Origin of the sequence: Streptomyces durhamensis (assembly GCF_000725475.1) — a bacterium.
GTDB classification, from domain to species: Bacteria; Actinomycetota; Actinomycetes; order Streptomycetales; family Streptomycetaceae; genus Streptomyces; species Streptomyces filipinensis.
This window is the reverse complement of record NZ_JNXR01000039.1, coordinates 12,790-33,526: the sequence shown is the minus strand read 5'-3', so window position 1 is coordinate 33,526 and position 20,737 is coordinate 12,790. Positions and strand designations below refer to the sequence as shown.

Sequence of the window (20,737 nt, the reverse complement as noted above, 5' to 3'; positions counted from 1 at the left end):
CCGGCTCCGGTGGCAGCTCCACGTCGCCGGGGTGAGAATCGGGGGAGAGGTGAGCGGCGCCGCCGCGCTTCGCACACTGTTCTCACGACCTCGAACGAGGCGTTTCCTCATGGCTTTCCATCCGACACGTCCTGTCGTCCTTAGGCTCTTCCCGGCTCACGGCGGTGGCGGCGGTGGTCACGGCGGCGGTGGCGGCTTCCGCGGAGGCGGGGGCGGCGGCTTCCACGGCGATGGGGACGGCGGAGACCGGCGCCGCGGCCCGCACGACTCGGGCCCCGGCCCGCACGACTCGGGTCCGCAGCGGCCCCCGGATCCCGGACCGCCGCCCCACACCCAGGACGGGATCGAGGGGCCGTTCCGCGTGGTGCGGCCGGCGGACATGCTCGTCGTCGACATCAGCCTGGTGAATCTGCGCCTGGACGGCCGTCGTCTGGTGCGGTGGGACGCGGGTGCACCGGCGTTCGTCCTGGCCGTCCTGCCGCCGCAGCACGTCGTCGAGCAGTCCTTCCCCGCGGACAGCGCACCCCCGCCCGAACCCATCAAAGCCGTCACTGCCGGCCCCACGACGCTGGCCTTCTCGGTGCCGGACGAACCGCAGGGCCTGGACCTGTCGCTGGCGGCACTGCTCGACTGGGCGCGGCTCGTGCCGTTGACCGTGCCGACCGGTCTCTCGCTCCCGGACACCCCGGGGACGACGGTCTTCCAGGACGCCCCCAGGAGCGTCCTCGAATTCCCCACCCGGCTGCTGCTCACCTACGACGACCAGGTGGAGTGGTCGAGCCGGCCCGAGCCTCACCGGGCCGACGGGCGTGCGGCGTTGTGGCACGCGCGGCTGCACGGCACAGGGGACGGAGACGTAGCGCTGCGGGCCTTCTCGACGGTGCAGGGCCGGCCGCGGCTCCCTCTGGACGCCCCGCTCGGCGACGACAACATGGCCGACCTCGTCACGCTCACCAGCCGGGCCGAACTCATCCCCCCGGGCGGCCCGCCCCTCGACGTCCCAAGTGCGCCGTTGAAATCCGAACAGTTCATCGTGACACCGCTCGGCGCGTCCGTTCGCCTGCACGGCGTCTGGGACGCGCCGGTCGACAACGAGTCCCGCTACCTGGCGGCCGGCCGGCCCTTCCCGCGCCTGGAGGCGTACGACCACATCACGGGCCTGGGACGCGACCAGTACGTCCGCGTCGTCACCCGCGGCCACATGTGCCTCGGTCACCGGGCGTCGCATGTGCTCGAGTTCCGGCGGGTGTTCGTCGCGAGCCTGACCGACGGGATCGTCGCCTACGTGCGGCGTGAGGACCGCGTCATCATCAAGGAGCCGGAGGTCTCGTACGAGCAGAAGGACCGTTACACGCACGCGGGACGCGAGATGCCCTTCCGCAGCCTGCGCATCACCGACCGCGCCACACCGGTGATCAAGCCGCCGGACGCGCCGCCGTCGGAGCCGGCCTTCCCTGGGGGGCCGCTCAGGGACCAGGTCGCTTTCTGGGTGCGGCTGCTGAGCGACGGGAGCGACTACCTGTTCACCGTGATCGGCACTGACCACGAGGGCAGGAAGGTCAGCTTCCGGATGCCGCTGGTGTTCGTGCCCGACGGACGACTCGTCGATCCGGAGGCTGGAATGCAGGACACCGACGCCGAGACGCTGCTGCACAGGTTGTACCTGGAGGACAAGAACCGCATGAGGTGCAAGCTGGACGGTCAGGTGATGGCCATGGCCCAGCCACCGGACGACGCTCCCGGCAGCACCAGCCACGCGGTCGGCGAGCTGACCTTCGGTCTCGGTACCTTCGTCCCCTTCAACCAGGCGGAGCAGGGCCGCTACAGCGTCGGCAGGCCCTACGTGCAGGAGGCGCAGGTGCGCGTCGAGGCCGTCGAGCAGTTCACCGGGATCACCGGGGACAGGGAGGTCGTGTTCGACGACACCTACCTCGAGCGGTCCATGGAGGCGCATCCGGCGGGCGCCTACCTCAACCTCAGGGAACCGGTGAAGCTCGCCCTCGGCGCGGAGAAGGCCGGCGGGGTCGCCAGCCCGCAGACCGCGCTCAAACTGATCACCGCACAGGCCGGTGTCCTCCCGGACGCCTTCACGAAGGACGCGAGCGGGGCGATCGACCTGAGCGGCATCAAGGCGGCGTTCGCCGGAGCGAAGCTACTGGGCGTGATCCCCCTCGACCGGTTCCTGCAGGTCATTCCGCCGGACCACCACGGCACGCTCCAGCAGCTGGACGACAAGCAGCTCGAAGCCGTCCTGCAGGACGCCAAGGGCCTGCTGCCCGCTCCGGTGCTGCGGGTCCGCGACCTGGCCGACGGTCAGGGCAAGGAACTGCGCTACGTGTGGAAGACCCAGCTGGGCAAGCTCGGGGCGTCGGCGCATCCGGGGGAGAACGAGGCCTCGATGCTCCCCGTGGACCTGGAGGGCGCCACCCTGACCCTGGACGCCCGGACCGTCCGCTCGCCGGACGCCGTCGCCCAGGCCACCGTGCAGGGCAGCCTGACCGACTTCACCATGGACTTCCTCAAGACCGCCCAGGTGCACTTCGACAAGGTGGAGTTCCGGTCCGGCGCGGGCAAGAAGCCCGACGTCACGGCCAGTGGCGTGGAACTGAAGTTCCTGGAGAGCCTGGAGTTCATCAACACCCTGCGCAGTGCGCTGCCCGCCGACGTCTTCGGGTCCGGTGCCTATGTCGACGTCGATGGTAAAGGGATCCGGGCGGGCTACAAGTTCGCGGTCCCGAGCCTCGGGATCGGTGTCTTCACCCTGTCGAACGTCTCGCTGGCCGCCGAACTGGAGATCCCCTTCGACGAAGAGAAAGCCGTTACGTTCCGCTTCTCCGTCGCCGAGCGGCAGCACCCCTTCGGCGTCACCGTGTCCCTGCTCGGTGGCGGCGGCTACTTCTCCATGGTCGTCGACACCAACGGCCCCCAGCAGATCGAGGGCGCCATCGAGTTCGGCGGTGCCGCGGCGCTGAACCTCGGGGTGGCGAGCGGCGGGGTCTCGATCATGGCCGGCATCCGCTTCTCGCTCAAGAAGGACAAGGAGGTCGTGAACGGGCAGGTGCAGCTCGTGGACGTGGTCTCCCTCTCCGGCTACCTGCGCTGCAGCGGCTTCCTGTGCGTGCTGGGCCTCATCACGGTGTCCGTCGAGTTCTACCTGGAGCTGACCTACGTGAAGCACGGCCGCCAGTCGGTGGTCTACGGCAGGGGCACGCTCACGGTCAGCGTCCGGATCGCCTTCTTCAGCAAGTCCGTGACGCTCGAACTCGAACGCAGCTTCTCCGGAGCGCCCTGCGACCCGGACTTCCGCATGTGCGTCCCGCTGGAACCGTCCTGGCGCGAGTACTGCGAAGCGTACGCCCCCCAACCCCACGGGTGATGTCCATGCCTGTCGAACAGCACCTCAACTGGACGGTCCTGCCGGGCGGGCTCTCGGCGGACGGCACCCTGGCGCGGGTGTCGGTGTTCGTGGCCCCCCGGCTGCAGCCCGACGGCCCGAATCCGACACTGCACGACTTCCCGGACTTCCTGGACTGGCCGGAGAGGATGAGGGCGGCGACCTTCGAGTTCGCCACCGCCGACGCCCCCGCCGACGCCCCCGCCGCCGCTCCGGCCCCTGCTCCGGCCGACGGCACCCCGCCACCGCCACCACCGCTTCCGCCACCGCCCGTCGCCTTCACCGGCCTGCTTCGGCCCCAGGGCCCGCCACTGGTGTCGAACCTGTGGACGAGCCTGTTCCACGACGGCACACCCTTGGAGCCGTTCCCCGCCGATCCGGACAAGCGGGACCTGTGCAGCTACTCGTCTCAGGGAGTGCGTCACTACACCAAGGACGTGTACGCCACGGCGGCCAAGAACTCGCCCGAGACACCGCCCCCGACCCTGGGCCTTCTGCGGGGCCAGAGCGTCGGCGAGCCCAAGGACCGGCTGGCGGACAAGAAGGAGGCCATCCCCACGAGCGCCCAGGAGTACGTGCCCACGGAGCTGAAGGACCTGGACAGGTTCCACCGGCCCTCGCAGGCCGCCCGGTCCGCGACCGGCGCGGCGCCGGCCGGGTCCGGGACGCTGGCCGCCGGCCCACCACCGGCCGACGGGCAGCCGCCGACCGACGAGGAGGAGCCGGCGCCGCCGTCCCCGCCGCCCGCCGACTTCCATACGATGCTCACCTCGCTCGGCGACCATCCCGTACTGCTCCGGCAGCTCGGACTGGTGCTCACCTTCGACCTGCCGGCGTCACAGCTCCCCGATTCCCAGGGGGACAAGGTGCTGACCGTCGTCCCGCACTGGAACTCGGCACTGAGCCCCCACTCGCACGACGTCGCCTGCCTCACCCGCTACTTCTTCCACGAGGACCCCGTCCCTTCCCGGCCGCCCGCGCCCGGCCGCCGCGTCTTCCTCCCCGCGGCGCAGTCACCGGCCGAGGGCGACCCGCTCGCCTCGCCGTCCCGCGGTCTCGTCACGCTCACGACGGACGGCTACGGCGTCGAGCAGGCGGACATCGACGGCGCCGCCCTGAAGATGCTCGGCGTCCCCGAGGACGCCACGGGGCTGTCCCCCGTGCACACCCAGGGGATCCTGCTGATCCGGAAGAAGCGCAAGTGGGTCCTGCAGCAGGAGTTCGACCGGGCGGACCAACACCGCGAGGACTTCGGCGCGGTGGTCGCGTTCAAGCGCGAGCAGGCGCAGGGACAGCCACAGGCCGCCCCGCAGGGGGATCCGCAGGCCGCCCCGCAGGGGGATGCGCAGGCCGAGGAACCGGCCCGGCCCGTCCTCAACGCCCAGGACCTCGTCCGCGGACACCGGATGGACATCTGGGACGACTACCGGAAGCGGTGGTTCTCGCTCCACGCGCGCGAAGTGGAGTACCGGCAGCCCCAGAACGGGCTGCTCCTGCCGACGGCCTCCGACGAAGGCTTCTTCCAGGCCCACCTGGTCTCACCGCCGAGCGATCCGGCGCTCTACGTACCCGAGACGCTGGCCGTCTGGCGAGGTTGGTCGCTGTCCGCGCCCTTCCCCGGTCTCGTGCTGGGCACCGACGAGGGAGACCCCGACACCCACCGTGCCCCCAACCCGGCGGTGCCGCTCAGCAACGAGGCACCGCCGGGACTGCCGCTGGAGATCACCGTCAAGGCGGCCGTCGGCTCCCTGCCGACCCTGCGCTACGGCCACCCCTACCTGGTACGGCTGCTCACCGTCGACCTGGCGGGCAACGGTCTCGACCTGGAGGACGCCGATGCCATGATGCGCCTGCCCGGCCTGTCCGCCCCCGACCCGCCGCTGGTCTTCCAGCGGTTCGAGGCCGTTCCGGCGCCGGCGGTGGTGCCGAGACTGCCCCTCGCCGAGGGCGCCTCCACCTTTCGCATGGTGATTCGCAGCAGCCCCGGGGACCAGCCGCCACCGGCCGGTCCGCCCGGACCCCCGGAGACCGGCCCGAGGGTCTCGCTGGCCAACGTCAAGCCCGGCCTGGAGAACGACGACGTCGCCGTCGTCCAGAGGGCTCTCATGGCCCTCGGTCACGACCTGCAGGGCGGCGCGGACGGCAAGTTCCTCAAGCACACCACGGACGCCTACGCCGAGGAGCAACGGGACCAGGGTCTCACCGGGAGCGACGCCGACGGCACACCCGGCTGCCTGTCCCTGACCGAGCTGGGCCGCAAGGCCGGCTTCACCGTCGACTGCGGGCCCGGCTCGGAGCCGGCCCCGGCGCCCGGAAGCACGGCGGAGCAGTTCGCCGCGGAGTTCAACCGGCTGCCGCTGGTCACCGGCCAAGGACACGAGCCCTACCGGGGCGTCGACGAACGCCATGTCGTGGCGCCGAAGACATCGCTGCGGTGCGTGGAGTGGCACGGGCTGCTGGACGAGGCCATCGGCTCCACCGACCACGCCGTGCAGGACGCGGTCTACGAACTGGCCGTGCGCGAGAGCGACTCCCTGGACGACCCCGGCCCTGACGTACGCCTCGAGCCCGTCGGCTCACCGGCGGCGGACCCCGACCATCCGGCGATGACCGCCCTGCACGCGGGCGAACAGGTCGAGATGCGGGGCCTGCCCGACCCGCTGGCCCGGGGAACCGTCCTGTTCGGCCTGCCGGGGACGGCCGACGGGGAGCCCTTCACCGTCCCGTGGGACGGGGAAGTCTGGCACCGCCCGAAGTCCTTCCGGATCCGGCTGGCCGAGGGGACCGCGCCGCCCCACTTCGACGAGGCGTCTCGCGTGCTGACCGTGTCGCTGCCCAAAGGCGCGGTGGCCACCGTCCGGGTGTGCTCCGCCATCGACTTCGACGCCGGCCTCATGGGGATGGCGTCCTGGTGCCTGGACCCCCCGGAGCCGAGACAAGGACTCGCGCCGCAGTCGGCGGAGGAGGCCGAGGCGGAGAGAAAGGCCGAGCGGCAGAAGGCCGAGCACGCGCTGGACCTCGCCGCGGCCAGCCGGCACTGGATGTTCACCCCCTGGCACGAACTGACGCTCGTCCACGCGGTCGAGAAGCCGCTGCGCACCCCCGTCCTGACCCTGTTCCCGCCGTCGCCGGCGGCCCCGCGCCCCGAGAAGGCCACGGCGCAGCATCTCGCCGGCACCATCGCGCTGGACGAGAACAGTACGGGCCGGGTCGATCTGGTCGCGGAGTGGACCGAGGTGACGGACGCGGGCCCCGACGGGCGTGCCACCCAGTCCGTGACCGCGCCGGTGTTCGGACTCCTGACCGCGCGGGCCGACCCGGCCGGCACCCCCGGCCAGGATCCCGCCGTCCTGCGGGACGGCGTCCTGACCTTCAGCACCGAAGCGGCCGAGGACAAGGCCGCAGCGGGCGCCGCGCCCCTCATCCACAAGCACGAGTTCGGCGACACCAAACACCGCTCCGTGCGCTACCACCCACTCGCCGGCAGCCGGTTCGGCGACTACTTCCCTCCCGCCTTCGCCGAGCCCGGCAGGAGCGAACTGACCGTCCAGGGCGCCGCCCGGCCGTACTCCGTGCCCAGCAGTGCGCCCCCCACGGCGCCGCGGGTCCTGTACTGCTTGCCCACGCTCTCCCTGGAGCAGGACCACGGGACGCCCGACGCCATCGTCCGCCGCCGGCGCGGCGGAGGCATCCGCGTCTACCTCGGCCGCCCCTGGTACTCCTCCGGAGACGGCGAACTGCTCGGAGTCGTCCTCGGCGAGCTGCCCGGCGGCGACCCCAAGGACCCACAGGACGCCTGGGTCACGCTGATGGGCCGCGACCCCCTCCACCGTTCCGCGCCCGTCGTGGCCCCGACCCCGGAGATGTTCACCAACGCGGTGGGGCCGCCCGTACCGCTCGCCCTGCACCCGCATCCGCAGACCGCTCCGCTCCCCGTCAAGGTGCTCGGATTCACCCCGCAGTTCGACAAGGACGAGAAAGACGGCCGGTGGTTCTGCGACCTGGAACTGGACACCGGCGACGCCTGTCTGCCCTTCGTCCGGCTCGCTCTGGTCCGGTACCAGCCCGACTCGATCCCCGGAGCCGAGATCTCACCGGTCGTCCTCGCCGACGTGGTCCGCACCCTGCCCGACCGGGAACTGACGGTACGGCCCGGCCGGACGGTCTCGGTCGGCCTCACCGGCCCCTCCTGGGACCCGACCCGTTCCCTGCCGCCGGCGATCACCGCCCAGCTGCAGCGCCGGCACGACGTCATCGGTGACGCGGACCTCGGCTGGGTGACCCTCGACGACACCGCCACCACCCTCACCTCGGTCGAGGCGGAGTCCTCGCACCGACCGACCTACCGGGGCCAGGTCACCGTACCGCCCGTGCGGACCGGGACGCCGCTGCGGCTGCTGGTCATGGAGACCGAGGGCGTCCCGCCCGACGGCCCCGCCCCGGCCACGCCCTCGGGACCGGTGATCTACTGCGACACCGTCGACCTCCCGCCCGTGCACGACGACCACGACGACCACGAGAACGACGACCGGCACGACCGCGGCGGCGACGACGACGGCGACGACCGACGCGGGCCCCACGGCGGCGGCTTCCGCCACTGACTCGACACTCCCTCGACGCGCACATCACCCCGTACATGCCGCAGCAGGAACAGGAGGAAATCGTCATGTCCGACGAAACACTGCAGGACACGCTGCCCAGTTCGCATCGCGCAGATGTTCGCGCAGACCGCGGCCGGTAATGTCCTCGAATTCCTGGAGGGGGCCGTGGGCGTCGCCGTGTCGCTGCTCAACTCCAAGCCCACGATGAACGAGCAGTTCATCCGCACCAAACTGGACGACGGGACACCGGTCACCTACGCCGTGCTGTCGCCGGGACACTGAGCCGCCGGACTCACCCCGGTGGGGGCCGCTGTGCGCCGTGTGCGCCGAGCGGCCGACCGGGGTGACGGCTCGAGTTGCCGCCCGCTCCGGGGGCGCGGCGTCCGTGACCGCTCAGGCGCAGCCCCAGGTCGACATCCCCTGGATGGCCGCCAAGCGTCTGGCCACGGCGACTGCTCCCTGCGCGTGGCCCGGTCGGCCCGGCTCGCGTACTTCAGGCCGCCGGCCGCCACCAAGCTCGACTGCTTGAACTGCTCGCCAGGCTGCTGACCGCGGTGACACCCGCGCCTTGTACCGCTTGGCCGAGATGCGGGAGAAGGCCGGCGATCGAGAGGACGCCGAACCCCTCTATCGGCAGGCTGCCGACCGCGGCGACATCTGGCGCATCGAGCATATTCTCACCGAACTGTGGCCCAACTCTGGACCCGGACGGTACGCCGACAGGCTCATGGCGCCCCTAAGGGCTGTCCCGTAGATGATCTACGGCATGCCCGTTGACCTGCTTGAAAATGCAGCCATCCCTCGTGCGGTACGACGAGTTCACCGTCGAGCACGAGGGCCTTGCGCAGCTCGGCGGTCGCGGCGGCGGCGCAGGTGTCAGGATCATCACGAGTCCGGGACGCGCTAAGAGGACGGTCCGGAAGCCGTCCACTTTCCGCTCCGCGATCCACTACGTGGCAGAGCCTCATCCTGAGGCAGCGATCGTCGTGCTTCGGCGAGTGTCGGCTCGATCGGGGTGGGGCGGCGCCACCCCGTCACGTAGGCCATCTGGCGGTCGACGCTTGCGCCTAGCGCGGGCATGCGTTCGGCTGGCAAGCAGATGCCCGAGCATCCCTCTTCCGCCCGGCCTGCCCAGATGCCCGGCCGGAGCTGCGCCAACGGAGGCCACATGCCCATCTGCACCACCCGCGACGGTGTCGAGATCTTCTACAAAGACTGGGGCCAGGGACGTCCCGTGGTGTTCATCCACGGCTGGCCGCTCAACGGCGACGCCTGGCAGGACCAGCTCAAGGCCGTCGTCGACGCCGGATACCGCGCAATCGCGCACGACCGCCGCGGCCACGGACACTCCACGCCCGTCTGGGACGGCTACGACTTCGACACCTTCGCCGATGACCTCAACGACCTGCTCACCGACCTCGACCTGCGAGATGTCACCCTGGTCGCGCACTCCATGGGTGGCGGCGAGCTCGCGCGCTACGTCGGCCGACACGGCACGGGGCGGCTGCGCTCGGCGGTGCTGCTGTCCGCCATCCCGCCAGTGATGATCAAATCTGACAAAAATCCCCACGGCGTCCCGGACGAGGTGTTCGACGCACTCAAGAACGGCGTCCTCACCGAGCGCTCCCAGTTCTGGAAGGACACTGCGGAGGGCTTCTTCTCCGCCAACCGCCCCGGGAACAAAGTCACCCAGGGCAACAAGGATGCCTTCTGGTACATGGCGATGGCGCAGACCATCGAAGGCGGCGTGCGATGCGTGGACGCCTTCGGTTACACCGACTTCACCGAAGACCTGAAGAAGTTCGACATCCCCACCCTGGTGGTGCACGGCGACGACGACCAGGTCGTGCCCATCGACGCCACCGGCCGCAAGTCCGCCCAGATCATCCCGAACGCCGAGCTGAAGGTGTACGAGGGCAGCTCCCACGGCATCGCGATGGTGCCGGGCGACAAGGAGAAGTTCAACCGGGACCTGCTGGAATTCCTCAACAAGTAGAAGGCCCAGGCGAAGTCTCAGCCGACCCGGACAGCCGCAAGGTCTTACTCGCCTTCGCCCAGGACGACGAAGGAACGGCCGCAGCCCGCGCCCTCGTACTCGGGCCGGCCGACACCGAGCAGTTCCTGCACAGCGGCCTCACCCTGCGCCCCGAGACCGCGGAAATGTCGAGGACGAGCAGGTGCGGGTCTCTCAGGGTGTTGCGGGCCCACCTCCTCGGCCGGCTGCCCCGCGCCCGGGGCAGCGCAGCAGCTGCTCGTCATCACGGGTCCATCCGTTCAGGCTTGCAGCCGCCACTGACAACCGGGTCCGGCCGGGTCAGCTGCGGAAGCGTGACGCTGCCGACCAGGTGGTTAAGCACATGCCGTGCGGCCCCGCAGGGCCCCCGGGACCGGGACGAACGCCTCCAGGCGTTCCTGGCCCCGCCGCTGCTCGTACTCCCGGGGTTCCTCATCGGCAATCCACCGGTCAATCAGGGCCAGCTGCCGCACGGTCTGCTGCTCGACGACGCGGCGGGCGAAGCGCATCATGTCGAGACGGGTCAGCGGGGAATCGTCGTGCACCTGGGTGTTGTCCTGTGACAGCGAACCTTGACCGTGTGCCATCGAAGTTTGATCGGCTCGCCGTCGGCCGACCTGAGCCGCAGTGACTTGCCAGCAGCCTGGGTTTGCTAAGGAGCAGTCTCGAAGTACTCAGCAGCAGCCACCGGAGAGCCGTCGGCCACGGCACGTGCGTACCGTTCGTCGGCAATCTCGACAAACTGGCGTCGCATCGGGTCGGCGGAAAGCTCGGCCGAGACGCGCCATCCAGGGCCGCCGGTCACCCAGTGCTCGCGTGCGATCTCGCCTTGGAAGTGGCCGTCGAACATGTCCCGGAGAGCTGCCTCGCCTAGGTTCCCGAGCCTGAAGTCGGACTCCCAGTTGGTGACGATGAGGTTGGTAAACAGGATCTGCTTCCTTCGAGTGGCCGTCATCGGCGTCTGCGGCGGCTCCCAGCACGCAAGGAGCGAAGGGTCACCGAGCGCCAGGATGATCAGCTCTCGATGGGCATCGCGTCGCGCCGCTTCCTGGGCCAGCTGCGTCTGTCGGGCCTGGTACCACAGCGAGGCAGCCACTCCGGCCAGTGCAGCTGCAGAGAAGAGCACGGACAGCGCACCGTAGGTCTGACTGACGTTGCTCAGCTGGCCCCAGTTCAGGTCATCGGGGGCAAGTATGTTCAGAATGAATGGGGTCCCGAGGATGAGTCCAAAGGTGGACAGGACGCAAGAGATGACGACGAGTGTCCGGCTCTTCTGAGACGGCCTTCCCCGGAGACTGAGCACGTTTCCCCCCTCGTGATTCGCTGGCCAATCTCAGCATGGTGGCAACTGGCAGGCAGCCCATCAATGGGGCAGCGGCTGGTGGCATCACTCAAACTTCGATGGCACACGCTCAAGGTTCGCTGTCACAGGACAGGTGTTCCTCCGCGCTGCGCCAGCGTGTTTCGCCTTGCCCCAGAAATCGAACATGCGCTCTAACCTCGGTATGCACCGCGTAGAGCACCTCACCGACACATAGGAACGCGTCCTGCGCTGCATCCGGCAGGCGATCGCCGACCATGGCGAGGCACCGACGGTGCGGGAGATCGGCGATGCGGTCGGCATGCGCAGCCGGACCAGCGTGCACTATCAGTGTTGCGCGGCTGCGTCGTGCCCGGGCTGGGGTGCCGTTGCCGTGGGCGGCGGACGGTCGGCTCGTGCTGGTGGTGGATGTCTCGCCGTGGCTGCGACCGGACGCCAACACGTGGGCTGACCGGGCCTTTTGCCACACCTTTGGCGGGGGAGGGCAAGCATCAGCTGGCCGTACTCGGTGGTGGCTGCGCTGGAGACCGGCCGCACGTCCTGGACGGCGGAGGGGCGAAGACTCAAGGCTGATGAGTTTCACGAGCCTTCAGAAAACGGCTTGAGTGAGATTCCAGTAGGCGCTATCGAGGATGTGGCGAGTCAGCCGGATTTTGCCGCTTCCCTGATCAGCTGAGTTTGAGCAAGCTTGGTGGAGCGCTTCATGGTCGACAGGAGCATCGGGCTCTCCCCGCGAGGAGGCCTAAAGCGCGTTGATCGCGGCAAGCTGGGATCGAAGATCCACCCAGCCCGGCGGCGGCGCAGACGGCCGGCTTCAGCCCGCGACGTCGACCTCTTCGGGTCAGGCGACGGCGAGGAAGTTGTGCCGTCTGCCTAGGCTGGACAGAGACTGGATGCCGGGGTAGCCGTCTGCGGCGCTCCCCGAGTAGGAGCCGCCGGCCTTCGAGCGCTGCCAGGTGGCGTAGGCTTCACGGGCCTTGATGCCGAGGCTGCCGTCGACCCACTGTTTTTCGAGCAGGCCCTCCGCGTACAGGGCGCTTTCCAGGAGGAGCGCCTCGGTCTTGTACGTGACGTGGCTTTGCGGCCCGGCACCGTCGGCCTTCATTGCGGTGACCATATGTGCGACGGACACCGTGCGGTGCGGGGCGGGCGGGGTGACCAGCTCTCCCGCGCGGGCGATGATGCGGCTGCGCTGGGCCTTGCGCAGCTCGCCGGGGCAGCCGGTGTGTCCGCCCCAGGCGTCGCCCCCGATGCCGTGGTAGGTGAGGCCGTGCGCCGTGGTCGAGTCGACGACGACCAGCGGCCAGTTCCATTCGTCGCGCCCCCAGGCGTAGATCCTGGCTACGCCTTCGACCTGCGCGTCGGTCAGCGACTCGTTCGGGTGGCCCTCGGTCTCGACGCTGGCGTAGTAGGGGTTCCCGGCCGCCTGTGCCCAGGCGTAGTCGACGCCGGTGTTGACGTACTGCTCGATGACGCCCGACTTGGATACCCAGAAGTCCGAGGACGCCTGCGAAGCCGGGTCGTTGTCCCAGCCGAACGGCGAGTTGTTCCCGTCCTGGACGTGCAGGACCAGGCCACGGTGCTCGCGGACGCCGTTGGGGTGGAAGTTGCGGACGGGGCGGTAGGCCGCTCCCGGCATACGGGCCATGAGAAGGCTCCCTTCGAGGTGAGCGGTATAGATACTTGAGCCCACACGGTGGCGGATGTGGACACGCGAAAGCCCCCGACAGCGCCCACCGCGCATCACTCAACGGCACACCCGGACCAACAACCAGCTGATCCAAAGAAATTGGTACTTTTTCGAGAGAGCTCCCGTCCCAAGGGCTGCAAGGCGACGGACTCAATGTCATTCGGCTGGAACGGTCGAGCTTCTTCGGTCGCCCACTGAGGGGGACGTTGATGATTTAATCCCCGCGTGCGTATCCCGCAACGAGCCTTGGACAGCATCTGGCCCTTCCACCGCTATGAGCAAGCAAAGTCCGATGGTGAGGATGCTGCGCTTCAACAGCCCTGGGATGCTATGAATGAGCGACGGGCTGCCCGGTAGACGCCCCTGACTTCCAGGCATAGGATATCTTCAGTATCGCCCATGCGGGCGAATCGGCAACTTGACGAACGACGGCCTCAGGCACCGTTTCCCGCCCCGGCAGCGATTCGTAAGCGCGTATTCGTGCCGCTCCACGTCGACCGCGCAGAAACCAGTTTCCCCTCAAACGGCACTCGGAGCGGCCGTCGTTGTAAGCCACCAACGCCCGAGGGTTCCCGGTCCGGTCACGTGATCTCCTACTTGACGTCCCCGAGGAACTGAGGGTTGTCGCGATCCGTCACGGACCCGCCTCCGGTCGCACCCCGCTGTGGCAGACCTCCGCCCGGGGCGACGAAATCGTTGAGGCCTAGAACCAGGGGCATCGGCCGTAAGCCCGTCGTGGACCAGGGTGCCTGAGGTGCCGTCGTGGCTCGCTCAACTGACGGCAAGGCGACGGTCCGTTGTCCTCCTCGAAGTGCGAAATGCCCTGTTCCGTCGCATAATTAAACGAGGGGGCAGTCTGAGGAGTCGCTATGCCCATGCTTCTGATCAAAGGCTTCTACGACGTCAAGGGCTCCCAGCCGGACGGGGACACGGTGGCCTTCACCCCCGACGACCCTGCCGAGTGGGACCTCGTGGGCGGTGGGCTCGGCCGCGCCGTCGATCACAGTGCCACGGGCCGCGCAAAGCTGCGGCTGGACGCGATCGACGCACTGGAGACGCACTACGGCGCCAACCGGGTCCACCAGCCCCTGCAGTTCGCCCACGCCGCGCGCGACGAGCTGCTGAGCTGGATCGGCTTCACCGAGGTCCAGCGTGAGGGCGAGAACGTGATCGCCACCACCCCGGACACGGTCCCTGGCTTCGTCCTCACCCGAGGCACCGACATCCACGGCCGGTGCATCGCCCTGGCGGGCCGCGGCGCATCCCCGGGGGACAGTGGCCGGGAGATCGACGTCGACCCCGCCGTGCTGAGGACGACGCTCAACCACCACATGCTCACCGCGGGCCTGACCTACCCGACGTTCTACCGCAGCTTGTTCACCAGCCTGCGCGCTGAGATGGCCACCACGGCCGAACAGGCCCGGACAGAGGGCCGGGGCCTGTGGCCCAGCGACGTCACCCTCACCGGGGTGAAGGTAAGCGGCCTGTCGTCACTGACCGACGACGCTGTGCTCCTGCCCAAGCTCTTCCGCCGCCTGGTGGACTACCTGAACCTCGGCACGCTGCCGCTCACTTGCTTCCCCGCCTTTCTGGCAGGCGTGGGGGACCGGTTCTCCATCCTGTCCACGGGCGAGCGCTGCGTGGGGCTGCACCGGGTCGTGGAGATCACGAACGGCGAGACCGTGCGGATCACCCACCCGCCCGAGGACCTGCTGTTCGAGGACTCCTGAGACCGGCTGAGACCGACTGAGACCGGCATGAGCCCCGCCGGCACCGGCGGGGCTCATGCCGGTCTCAGCCGGACTCCTTCAACACCCGGTCTCCTTCAACACATCGAACCGCAGCCCGCTCGACCCGCCCCCGGTCCCGCTCACCTTGCGGCGGGTGGTCCACGCGTATGCCGAGCCATCCTGCCACCGCGTGAACTGCCGGCTGCGCTCGACACGGATGCCGGAGCGCGGCACCTCCTCCTCGTAGAGGCCGGCCGTCTCGGCGAGGAGCCGGCCCAGCGGAGCTTCGAGCGAGGCGTCGTCGCGGTCCAGGCGGGCCAGACGGAAACGGACGGACTTCTCGTCGGCGACGGTCTGCGGCACCAGTAGACGTAGTAACAGGACTTCTCCTCCTCGGAATACGCGATCTTCGACAAGTCGCCCTGCCCCTGCTCGGTCTCGTCGATGACGACGGAGCCCAGCTTGTCGTCGTTGCCGAACGGGCTGCCGTCCTTCTCCCACAGGAAGACCGTCGTGGCGCCCTCCACGGGAAAGGTGTATCCGACGGAATTCCGCTGCCCCGCGGCGGCCTCGACCGGGTCGCCCGGCGGCCACACCTTGTTGTCCAGACCGGGCGAGTCGGTCGCCTTGGCATAAAGTTCGTCCGGTTCCTCGTTCGCGGCGTCGCTGATGAGCCGGCCGATGTCGACGTTCCCGGTGAGCCGGTCGATGAGATGGGCACCCGGCAACTCGTAGACCGGGGCAAGCAGAGTGTTGATCACCGCCCCGACGTCGAAGTCGGTCGACGTCGCCGGCCGCACGCAGATGAACTCCTCGATGGTCGCCGTCGCCGTCATGGCGTGCTCCTGTCGGTCCTGGGGCCGACTGCCGGGCATCCCCGCGCTCACCTCTTCTGATACCGCGTCCGACGCTACGAACGCAGTGTCAGCGCGGCGTCATCCCGTCGTTATCGCCGGTCCGACGGGCCCGGCTGCAGGGGCGAACAGGAGTCCGAAAATGAGGAATCGGTACGCGTTGTCGGGTAACGCTCGGAGGGGGTTTGTTGGTGCACGGGGCGGCGGCTGGCCTGGTGTGTTGTGGGTTTGCTGAGAGGCGGGGTGGGCGGCTTCGGCGGGGAGGTCGATGTGTGTGAGCTGGGGTTGTGTCTTGTGTGCTGAGCGGGGCTGGGTTCGTTGTACGGGCGGCCGCCACGGAGCCGGAATTGGGGGATTCGCCAGTAGTCGGCTAGACCGGCTGAGATCATGGCAAGAAGGTCAGCTCGTGATCAGACACGACATCTCCTTTGTACTGCTCACGACCGACTCCATCGATGCCGACGCCGCTCTGCGGGCTGCCGGCCCTGCCCGCCCCCACTCTTCACCTGTCCCGCGACGACATCCCCGGCACACCGAACCGCGGCAACGGCGCGTGGCTACTGACGGTCGCCGAGCGTCTCAAGTTGCACCTGAACCAGATCGTGCTCGTCGGTACCTCGGAGCTGGACTGGCGTACCGGCATCAACGCCGGCGTCGCCCATGTCCTCGGCCGCTGGGCCAACCACGTGCGGCACGCGAAGGGCATGATCACCCTCTCGGCCGACGAGCCGGCTGACGTCAGAGTGGGCGATGTGGGCTCCGCTCCCCGCCATGCCGTAGAACCGCGGCAACAGGGCCTCCTGGACAGATCGTTGGCGTAGACACCCTTCGAGCTGCCAAGACGCCCTGTTCTCCTGCACGGCAGTTGCCACGATCACCCCATCGGGACCCCGTCGTGGCCCTCAAGATGGGCACGACGGCAGCCAGTCAGGCAACGGCACGGGCCGACACCGGGTCTGCATTCCTCCGGCTAGCTGCCGTCCGCTGCCCTGGAGCCGGCCTCCGACTGACCCTGGCCCGCCGCGGCCACAGGTTCGCGCCTGGCATCGCCGCGTGCCGTGACCGGCTCCGGGTCCTCCCATGCCTCGGGCAGCAGCAGCACGGCCAGGTTCGCCGCTGCCACGAGCACCGCACCTGCCAGCAGTGGTGCCGAGGTGCCGAGGAGGGTGGCAACCGGAACGGCCACGGCCAGGCCCAACGGGCGGGCGGCAAACGAGATCAGTGAGTCGAAGGAGCCTACCCGCCCGAGCACCTCCTGTGGGATGCGGCGCTGGATGGCGGTCTCCCACAGCGGGCTGAGCACTCCTAGACCGAACATCGCCAGGAAGTACGCAGACGCCGCCCAGGGCAGCGCCAGTCCCAGCCCGAAGGCCGCCAGCGGCAGCGCGAAGACGGCCGCGCCCACGGCCACGCCGACCAGCGGGCGGCGCATCGGCAGCCGTCCTGCGGCAAAAGCACCGACCAGCATGCCGACGGTCCCCAGCTGGGCCACCAGGACCCACGCGCCGTCACCGCCCATGCTCCGGACAGCGATCAGCGGTCCCAGGGTGAGCAGGAAGCCGGCCGCCAGATGCCATACTCCATGGCCCAGCACATTGGTGAGGAACCAGCGGTGGCGCCGGGTCTCGGCCCAGCCTTCGCGCAACTGCGCCCGGAACCCCGCGTGGCCGCCGTCGGCCGGCCTGGGGGCCCGGCGGGTGTGCAGGCCGCCCAGGGTCGTCGCAGAGCCGATGAAAAGCGCGCCGGTCAGTAGCGAGGACCAGCCGGCGCCGAGCATCAGCATCATGCCGCCCGCCGTAGCAGGGCCAGCGGTCTGGGCCAGGCCGGTGGCGACGTCCAGCCGCGAGTTCAGCCGCAGCCGCTGGTCGGCGTCGACGGTCGCCGCGACCAGGGTGCGGACCGCTGGGGTGCCGAAGGCGACCGCGGCGCCGGTGACCGCGGCGAGCACGGCGAGGTCGGGCACCCGGACCAGGCCGCAGAGCAGCTCCGCGCCGATCGCGGTCTGCGCCGCGCCCCTGAGCAGATCGGCAGCGAGCACGACCCGCTGTGGCGGGAAGCGGTCCGCCAGCACGCCGGCGACCGGCAGCAGCACCAGCATGGGCAGCAGTTCGCATGCCAGCACCAGGCCCAGATCCCCTGCCGAACCCGTCGAGCCTGCGGCGTGTCCTCGAAGCAGCGCGAGCGTGAGCGTGGTGGGTATCAGCGCGGTGGCCAGCGCCGCGCATGTACGGCCGACCAGCAGTCGGCGCATGGGTTGCGTCATGAACGCATAGTATTTCGCCAGCTAATTATGTGCCAACGAAATATAAGCTGGCGTAGCATACTGAGGGCATGGACACCGAGAGTCAGGGCCGGGTGCGGCCCGCAGAAGGGGACGACTCCGTCGACGTGCACCTTGCACGCTGGCGCGGCAAGGCCCCGTTCGACGCGCGGGTGGAGGGGATCATCACCCGCATTCAGCTCCTGGCCAAGCATGTCGGCCAAGCCAAAGACCGCGCCCTGGCCGAGGTCGGCCTGCAGGAGTTCGAGTTCGCCACGCTGCATCGGCTCGGCGCGCGCGAGGCCCCGGGGCGGGCCACCCCCTCCGAGCTAGCGGCTGAACTCATGCTCTCCCCTGCCGGCATGACGGGCCGTCTGGACACCCTGGAACAGTCAGGGCTGGTGCGGCGTGTGCGCAGCAGTCAGGACAGGCGCCGGGTGGACGTGGAGCTCACCGAGGCGGGGCGCACCCGCTGGCTGACCGCGATGGAGCTGCGCGGGCAGGCGGAGGACTCGATGGTCGCCCCCCTCGACCCGGCAGAGCAGGACGCACTCAGCGCCCTGCTCAAGCGGATGCTGATCCAGGCGGAGGCGGACAGTCGCCACCGGTGAACCCCGAGTCGATGGTGTTGCTTCTCGCCGTCAGGTCTCTGCATCTCGCTGGCCGCCGCAGCTACCCAAGGACACTCACGTTCGACCGAGATCCCGCAAGACCGGATTGAAAACAGCGACTCAGCTTGTTCTTTGTCTACCAGGTCCTACCGTGTCTGCCGATGGCCTTGAGGGTCTCGGGGCGTTTGACGGTTTTGCCGACGTCGTAGCGGGGTGCCCGGTGTTTGTTCTTGGCGCCGGGTGGCCGTCCGGGTCCGGTGCCTGTGGGTTTGGGAACACGGGCCGGGCAGGCGAGATGAGCGCGGATGTTCCTGAACCCTCGGCGGACCCGGGCCGGGGTGAGTCGGTCGGAGGTGGTGGGTTTCTCCCAGGGCCGGCGGAGGTCCACGGCGAGGGGCCGGGCGAGCCGGAGCTGGGTGTGGGCGACGATCAGGATCCAGGTCCAGCGGTCCGCTGCCTCGGGGGTGCGGAGTTTCGGGGTGGTCCAGCCGAGGCTCTGCTTCGCGAAGCGGAAGGTGTGCTCCAGGTCGAAGCGGCGGAGGAATGCCTGCCAGAAGCGGTCCACGTCGTCCGGGGTGGCACCGGTCTTGGAGGACCATGACCACAGTGGTGGAGCATCCCGTTCCTTCGACAGGTGCTCGACCTTCAGGCGCATCAACGTGCCATCGACCAGGGCAAGTTCACCGTCGTGGTCGAGCCATGAGGAGCGGTGCGTGAGCCGGGGGTGGACCCGGTCCCATGCCTGGGTCTCGGCCCTGCCGTAGTTGGTGGTGTCGGTGACCGTGGTGATCGCGGGCTCGGGCCAGGACTCCGGTTTGGTGAACCGGAACTCCGGGCCGTGCTTGGGCGGCCGACCGTTGACGCCATGCATCCGCGGCGGCTTCGGCAGCCGCATCACGCGGTCGGAGCGGAGGGGGCCGACCAGCTCGACCGGCAGGTCGCGCAGGACCCATGCCAGGCGGGTGACGTCGTAGCCGGCATCGCTGACGATCACGATGTCCGGGGCCCCGGCCTGCCGCTGGCCAGCGGCGATGAGCCGCTCAACGACATCCCGCAACGGGGCGGCGGTGACCGCGGTCGCGTCATCGGCCGGTCCCAGCCGGACCGCGTCCAGGATCGCAGTCCATGACGTGGCGCCCGGCTCCAGCATGGCCACGAAGGAGTAGGGCCAGCCCGGGATAGACTGCGAGGCCGTCTTCACCCGGCCATAGACATGGCAGAACAGCCGCTCCGCCGAACACGGCGCGTCCGACCGCAGCCACGGCGACACATCAACCGCCAGCACCTCAAGTCCACCGGGGACTTCACCGCACCGTCCGCACACAGCACCGCGTCTACCCACTCGGACAACGCGTCGCGCCGGGCGGTCAGACACTCGTAGAACTCGCCCCGGAAGCGTGACGCCTCCGCAAACGCTTCCCTCCGTACAGCACCAGGCAGCAGACTCGCCCTCACGGCCTTCGTCATGGTCACGTGCACCTTGGTCGGAGCACAGGATCAGACGAAGGCCGCCCCCACGTCCGGCGAATCCCCTCGCGGGCGAATCCGTTCGAGACGCCATTCGAGACCGTGGCACCATGTACCGCATGACGACGAACCGAAAGGTCCATGCCGCGTAGACGGCCAGGACAGATCCGTGCCGGCGCCCCCGGCAGCCACCGGACCACAGGCGCAAGGCCTGTCATCGACGGCCTGTCCTCACGCGCACTGTCCGAGGTCATCCACCTTGAGCACACCCGCAACTATCTGCAGCCAGGCGATGTCAGCGCGGCTGTGGGTCTGTGGAAGGACTACGCCCATCAGCCCGAGCGGGATCTGTGGCACGACTACGAGTGGGGCAACGTGCACTGGTACTGCTGCGGCGACCCCCTCGAAGCCCGAGCCCTCCTCGACACCGTGATGCAAGCTATGTCGCCACGAAGCGCCCGCGAACTTCGAAAGATCGTCAGCCGGTCAGACGCCGTCTGGAATCTTCCGTCTCCGCCCTATGACATGGCCGGAAGATAAAGAACAAGCTCAGTCCCAGGAATGTCGGAGACGCTGCCCGCACAGGTCGATACGCTCTACAGGACCTCAAGAAGGTCTCGCACTGCCTGACCCGGTTCGGGAAGTTCAGCTGTTGATATGCCATGCTGCGTCCGACACGTCGGTGCCAGGGTTCGAGACCAGTGAGCTTGTTGGTTTGGCGGGTGGCGAGGTACCGAGGCTTTCGGTTCAGGGTGAGGATGTTGTACCAGGGGCCCCGGCGCTGACAGGTCGGCT

13 protein-coding genes and 2 pseudogenes are annotated in these 20,737 nt (G+C 69.2%); 9 read left to right on the top strand and 6 right to left on the bottom strand.

Features of this window, described 5'->3' with window-relative positions:
- Positions 1-361 precede the first annotated feature (361 nt).
- From IO33_RS0137835 to IO33_RS0137815, 4 genes are all read left to right on the top strand, one after another.
- The gene (locus IO33_RS0137835; protein WP_031173596.1) at positions 362-3,376 is read left to right on the top strand and encodes a hypothetical protein; all 3,015 of its coding nucleotides are present in this window, start codon (positions 362-364) and stop codon (positions 3,374-3,376) included.
- Between the two features lie 5 nt (positions 3,377-3,381).
- On the top strand, positions 3,382-7,995 hold the full coding sequence (locus IO33_RS0137830; protein WP_157857993.1) for a peptidoglycan-binding domain-containing protein: 4,614 nt from the start codon (positions 3,382-3,384) through the stop codon (positions 7,993-7,995).
- 114 nt (positions 7,996-8,109) lie between these two features.
- Positions 8,110-8,277 carry a hypothetical protein gene (locus tag IO33_RS50750; RefSeq protein ID WP_157857992.1) on the top strand — a complete coding sequence of 56 codons (168 nt, stop codon included), beginning with the start codon at positions 8,110-8,112 and terminating at the stop codon, positions 8,275-8,277.
- An 886-nt stretch (positions 8,278-9,163) separates the two neighbouring features.
- Positions 9,164-9,991: an alpha/beta fold hydrolase gene (locus IO33_RS0137815; protein ID WP_031173592.1), complete on the top strand. Its 828-nt coding sequence runs from the start codon at positions 9,164-9,166 to the stop codon at positions 9,989-9,991.
- Between the two features lie 353 nt (positions 9,992-10,344).
- On the opposite strand, the gene IO33_RS0137805 is transcribed toward IO33_RS0137815, so the two are convergent.
- Both IO33_RS0137805 and IO33_RS0137800 read right to left on the bottom strand, forming a co-directional pair.
- The gene (locus IO33_RS0137805; RefSeq protein WP_157857991.1) at positions 10,345-10,596 is read right to left on the bottom strand and encodes a hypothetical protein; all 252 of its coding nucleotides are present in this window, start codon (positions 10,594-10,596) and stop codon (positions 10,345-10,347) included.
- Between the two features lie 65 nt (positions 10,597-10,661).
- Positions 10,662-11,312 carry a DUF6082 family protein gene (locus tag IO33_RS0137800; protein WP_051927201.1) on the bottom strand — a complete coding sequence of 217 codons (651 nt, stop codon included), beginning with the start codon at positions 11,310-11,312 and terminating at the stop codon, positions 10,662-10,664.
- A 244-nt stretch (positions 11,313-11,556) separates the two neighbouring features.
- Between IO33_RS0137800 and IO33_RS54265 the strand changes: the two are divergent.
- Together IO33_RS54265 and IO33_RS54260 are read left to right on the top strand one after the other, a co-directional pair.
- Positions 11,557-11,610, top strand: a pseudogene (locus IO33_RS54265) (hypothetical protein); the annotation flags it as partial.
- On the top strand, positions 11,588-11,935 hold the full coding sequence (locus IO33_RS54260) for a transposase (protein WP_425347995.1): 348 nt from the start codon (positions 11,588-11,590) through the stop codon (positions 11,933-11,935). The pseudogene IO33_RS54265 and the gene IO33_RS54260, both read left to right, overlap by 23 nt.
- Positions 11,936-12,171: 236 nt before the next feature.
- Here IO33_RS54260 and IO33_RS46235 read toward each other — a convergent pair whose 3' ends face one another.
- Complete coding sequence (locus IO33_RS46235; protein ID WP_051927200.1) at positions 12,172-12,978, bottom strand: N-acetylmuramoyl-L-alanine amidase; 807 nt, start codon at positions 12,976-12,978, stop codon at positions 12,172-12,174.
- 911 nt (positions 12,979-13,889) lie between these two features.
- On the opposite strand from IO33_RS46235, the gene IO33_RS0137790 reads away from it, so the two are divergent.
- Entirely contained in the window at positions 13,890-14,750 is an 861-nt protein-coding gene (locus IO33_RS0137790; protein ID WP_031173586.1) for a hypothetical protein, read from the top strand.
- A 140-nt stretch (positions 14,751-14,890) separates the two neighbouring features.
- Here the strand turns inward: IO33_RS0137790 and IO33_RS0137785 are convergent, their stop codons facing one another.
- Positions 14,891-15,586 (bottom strand): hypothetical protein, encoded by a 696-nt coding sequence (locus IO33_RS0137785; protein WP_051927199.1) that lies wholly within the window; start codon positions 15,584-15,586, stop codon positions 14,891-14,893.
- Positions 15,587-16,059: 473 nt separating this feature from the next.
- Between IO33_RS0137785 and IO33_RS0137780 the strand changes: the two genes are divergently transcribed.
- Positions 16,060-16,425 (top strand): hypothetical protein, encoded by a 366-nt coding sequence (locus tag IO33_RS0137780; protein WP_031173583.1) that lies wholly within the window; start codon positions 16,060-16,062, stop codon positions 16,423-16,425.
- A 149-nt stretch (positions 16,426-16,574) separates the two neighbouring features.
- Here IO33_RS0137780 and IO33_RS0137775 read toward each other — a convergent pair whose 3' ends face one another.
- Positions 16,575-17,867 carry an MFS transporter gene (locus IO33_RS0137775; RefSeq protein ID WP_245235983.1) on the bottom strand — a complete coding sequence of 431 codons (1,293 nt, stop codon included), beginning with the start codon at positions 17,865-17,867 and terminating at the stop codon, positions 16,575-16,577.
- A gap of 68 nt (positions 17,868-17,935) precedes the next feature.
- Here IO33_RS0137775 and IO33_RS0137770 point away from each other — a divergent pair, with 68 nt between their 5' ends.
- The gene (locus tag IO33_RS0137770; protein ID WP_051927198.1) at positions 17,936-18,475 is read left to right on the top strand and encodes a MarR family winged helix-turn-helix transcriptional regulator; all 540 of its coding nucleotides are present in this window, start codon (positions 17,936-17,938) and stop codon (positions 18,473-18,475) included.
- A gap of 136 nt (positions 18,476-18,611) precedes the next feature.
- Here the strand turns inward: IO33_RS0137770 and IO33_RS44870 are convergent.
- Positions 18,612-19,942 (bottom strand): annotated as a pseudogene (locus IO33_RS44870) (NF041680 family putative transposase).
- Positions 19,943-20,737 lie beyond the last annotated feature (795 nt).

Coding starts and splice junctions, on each gene's coding strand:
- IO33_RS0137805 (WP_157857991.1), bottom strand. CDS start 10,596: ATGGCACACGGTCAAGGTTCGCTGTCACAGGACAACACCCAGGTGCAC.
- IO33_RS54260 (WP_425347995.1), top strand. CDS start 11,588: ATGGCGAGGCACCGACGGTGCGGGAGATCGGCGATGCGGTCGGCATGC.
- IO33_RS0137775 (WP_245235983.1), bottom strand. CDS start 17,867: ATGACGCAACCCATGCGCCGACTGCTGGTCGGCCGTACATGCGCGGCG.
- IO33_RS0137790 (WP_031173586.1), top strand. CDS start 13,890: ATGCCCATGCTTCTGATCAAAGGCTTCTACGACGTCAAGGGCTCCCAG.
- IO33_RS0137780 (WP_031173583.1), top strand. CDS start 16,060: ATGCCGACGCCGCTCTGCGGGCTGCCGGCCCTGCCCGCCCCCACTCTT.
- IO33_RS0137770 (WP_051927198.1), top strand. CDS start 17,936: ATGGACACCGAGAGTCAGGGCCGGGTGCGGCCCGCAGAAGGGGACGAC.
- IO33_RS0137830 (WP_157857993.1), top strand. CDS start 3,382: ATGCCTGTCGAACAGCACCTCAACTGGACGGTCCTGCCGGGCGGGCTC.
- IO33_RS50750 (WP_157857992.1), top strand. CDS start 8,110: ATGTTCGCGCAGACCGCGGCCGGTAATGTCCTCGAATTCCTGGAGGGG.
- IO33_RS46235 (WP_051927200.1), bottom strand. CDS start 12,978: ATGGCCCGTATGCCGGGAGCGGCCTACCGCCCCGTCCGCAACTTCCAC.
- IO33_RS0137785 (WP_051927199.1), bottom strand. CDS start 15,586: ATGACGGCGACGGCGACCATCGAGGAGTTCATCTGCGTGCGGCCGGCG.
- IO33_RS0137815 (WP_031173592.1), top strand. CDS start 9,164: ATGCCCATCTGCACCACCCGCGACGGTGTCGAGATCTTCTACAAAGAC.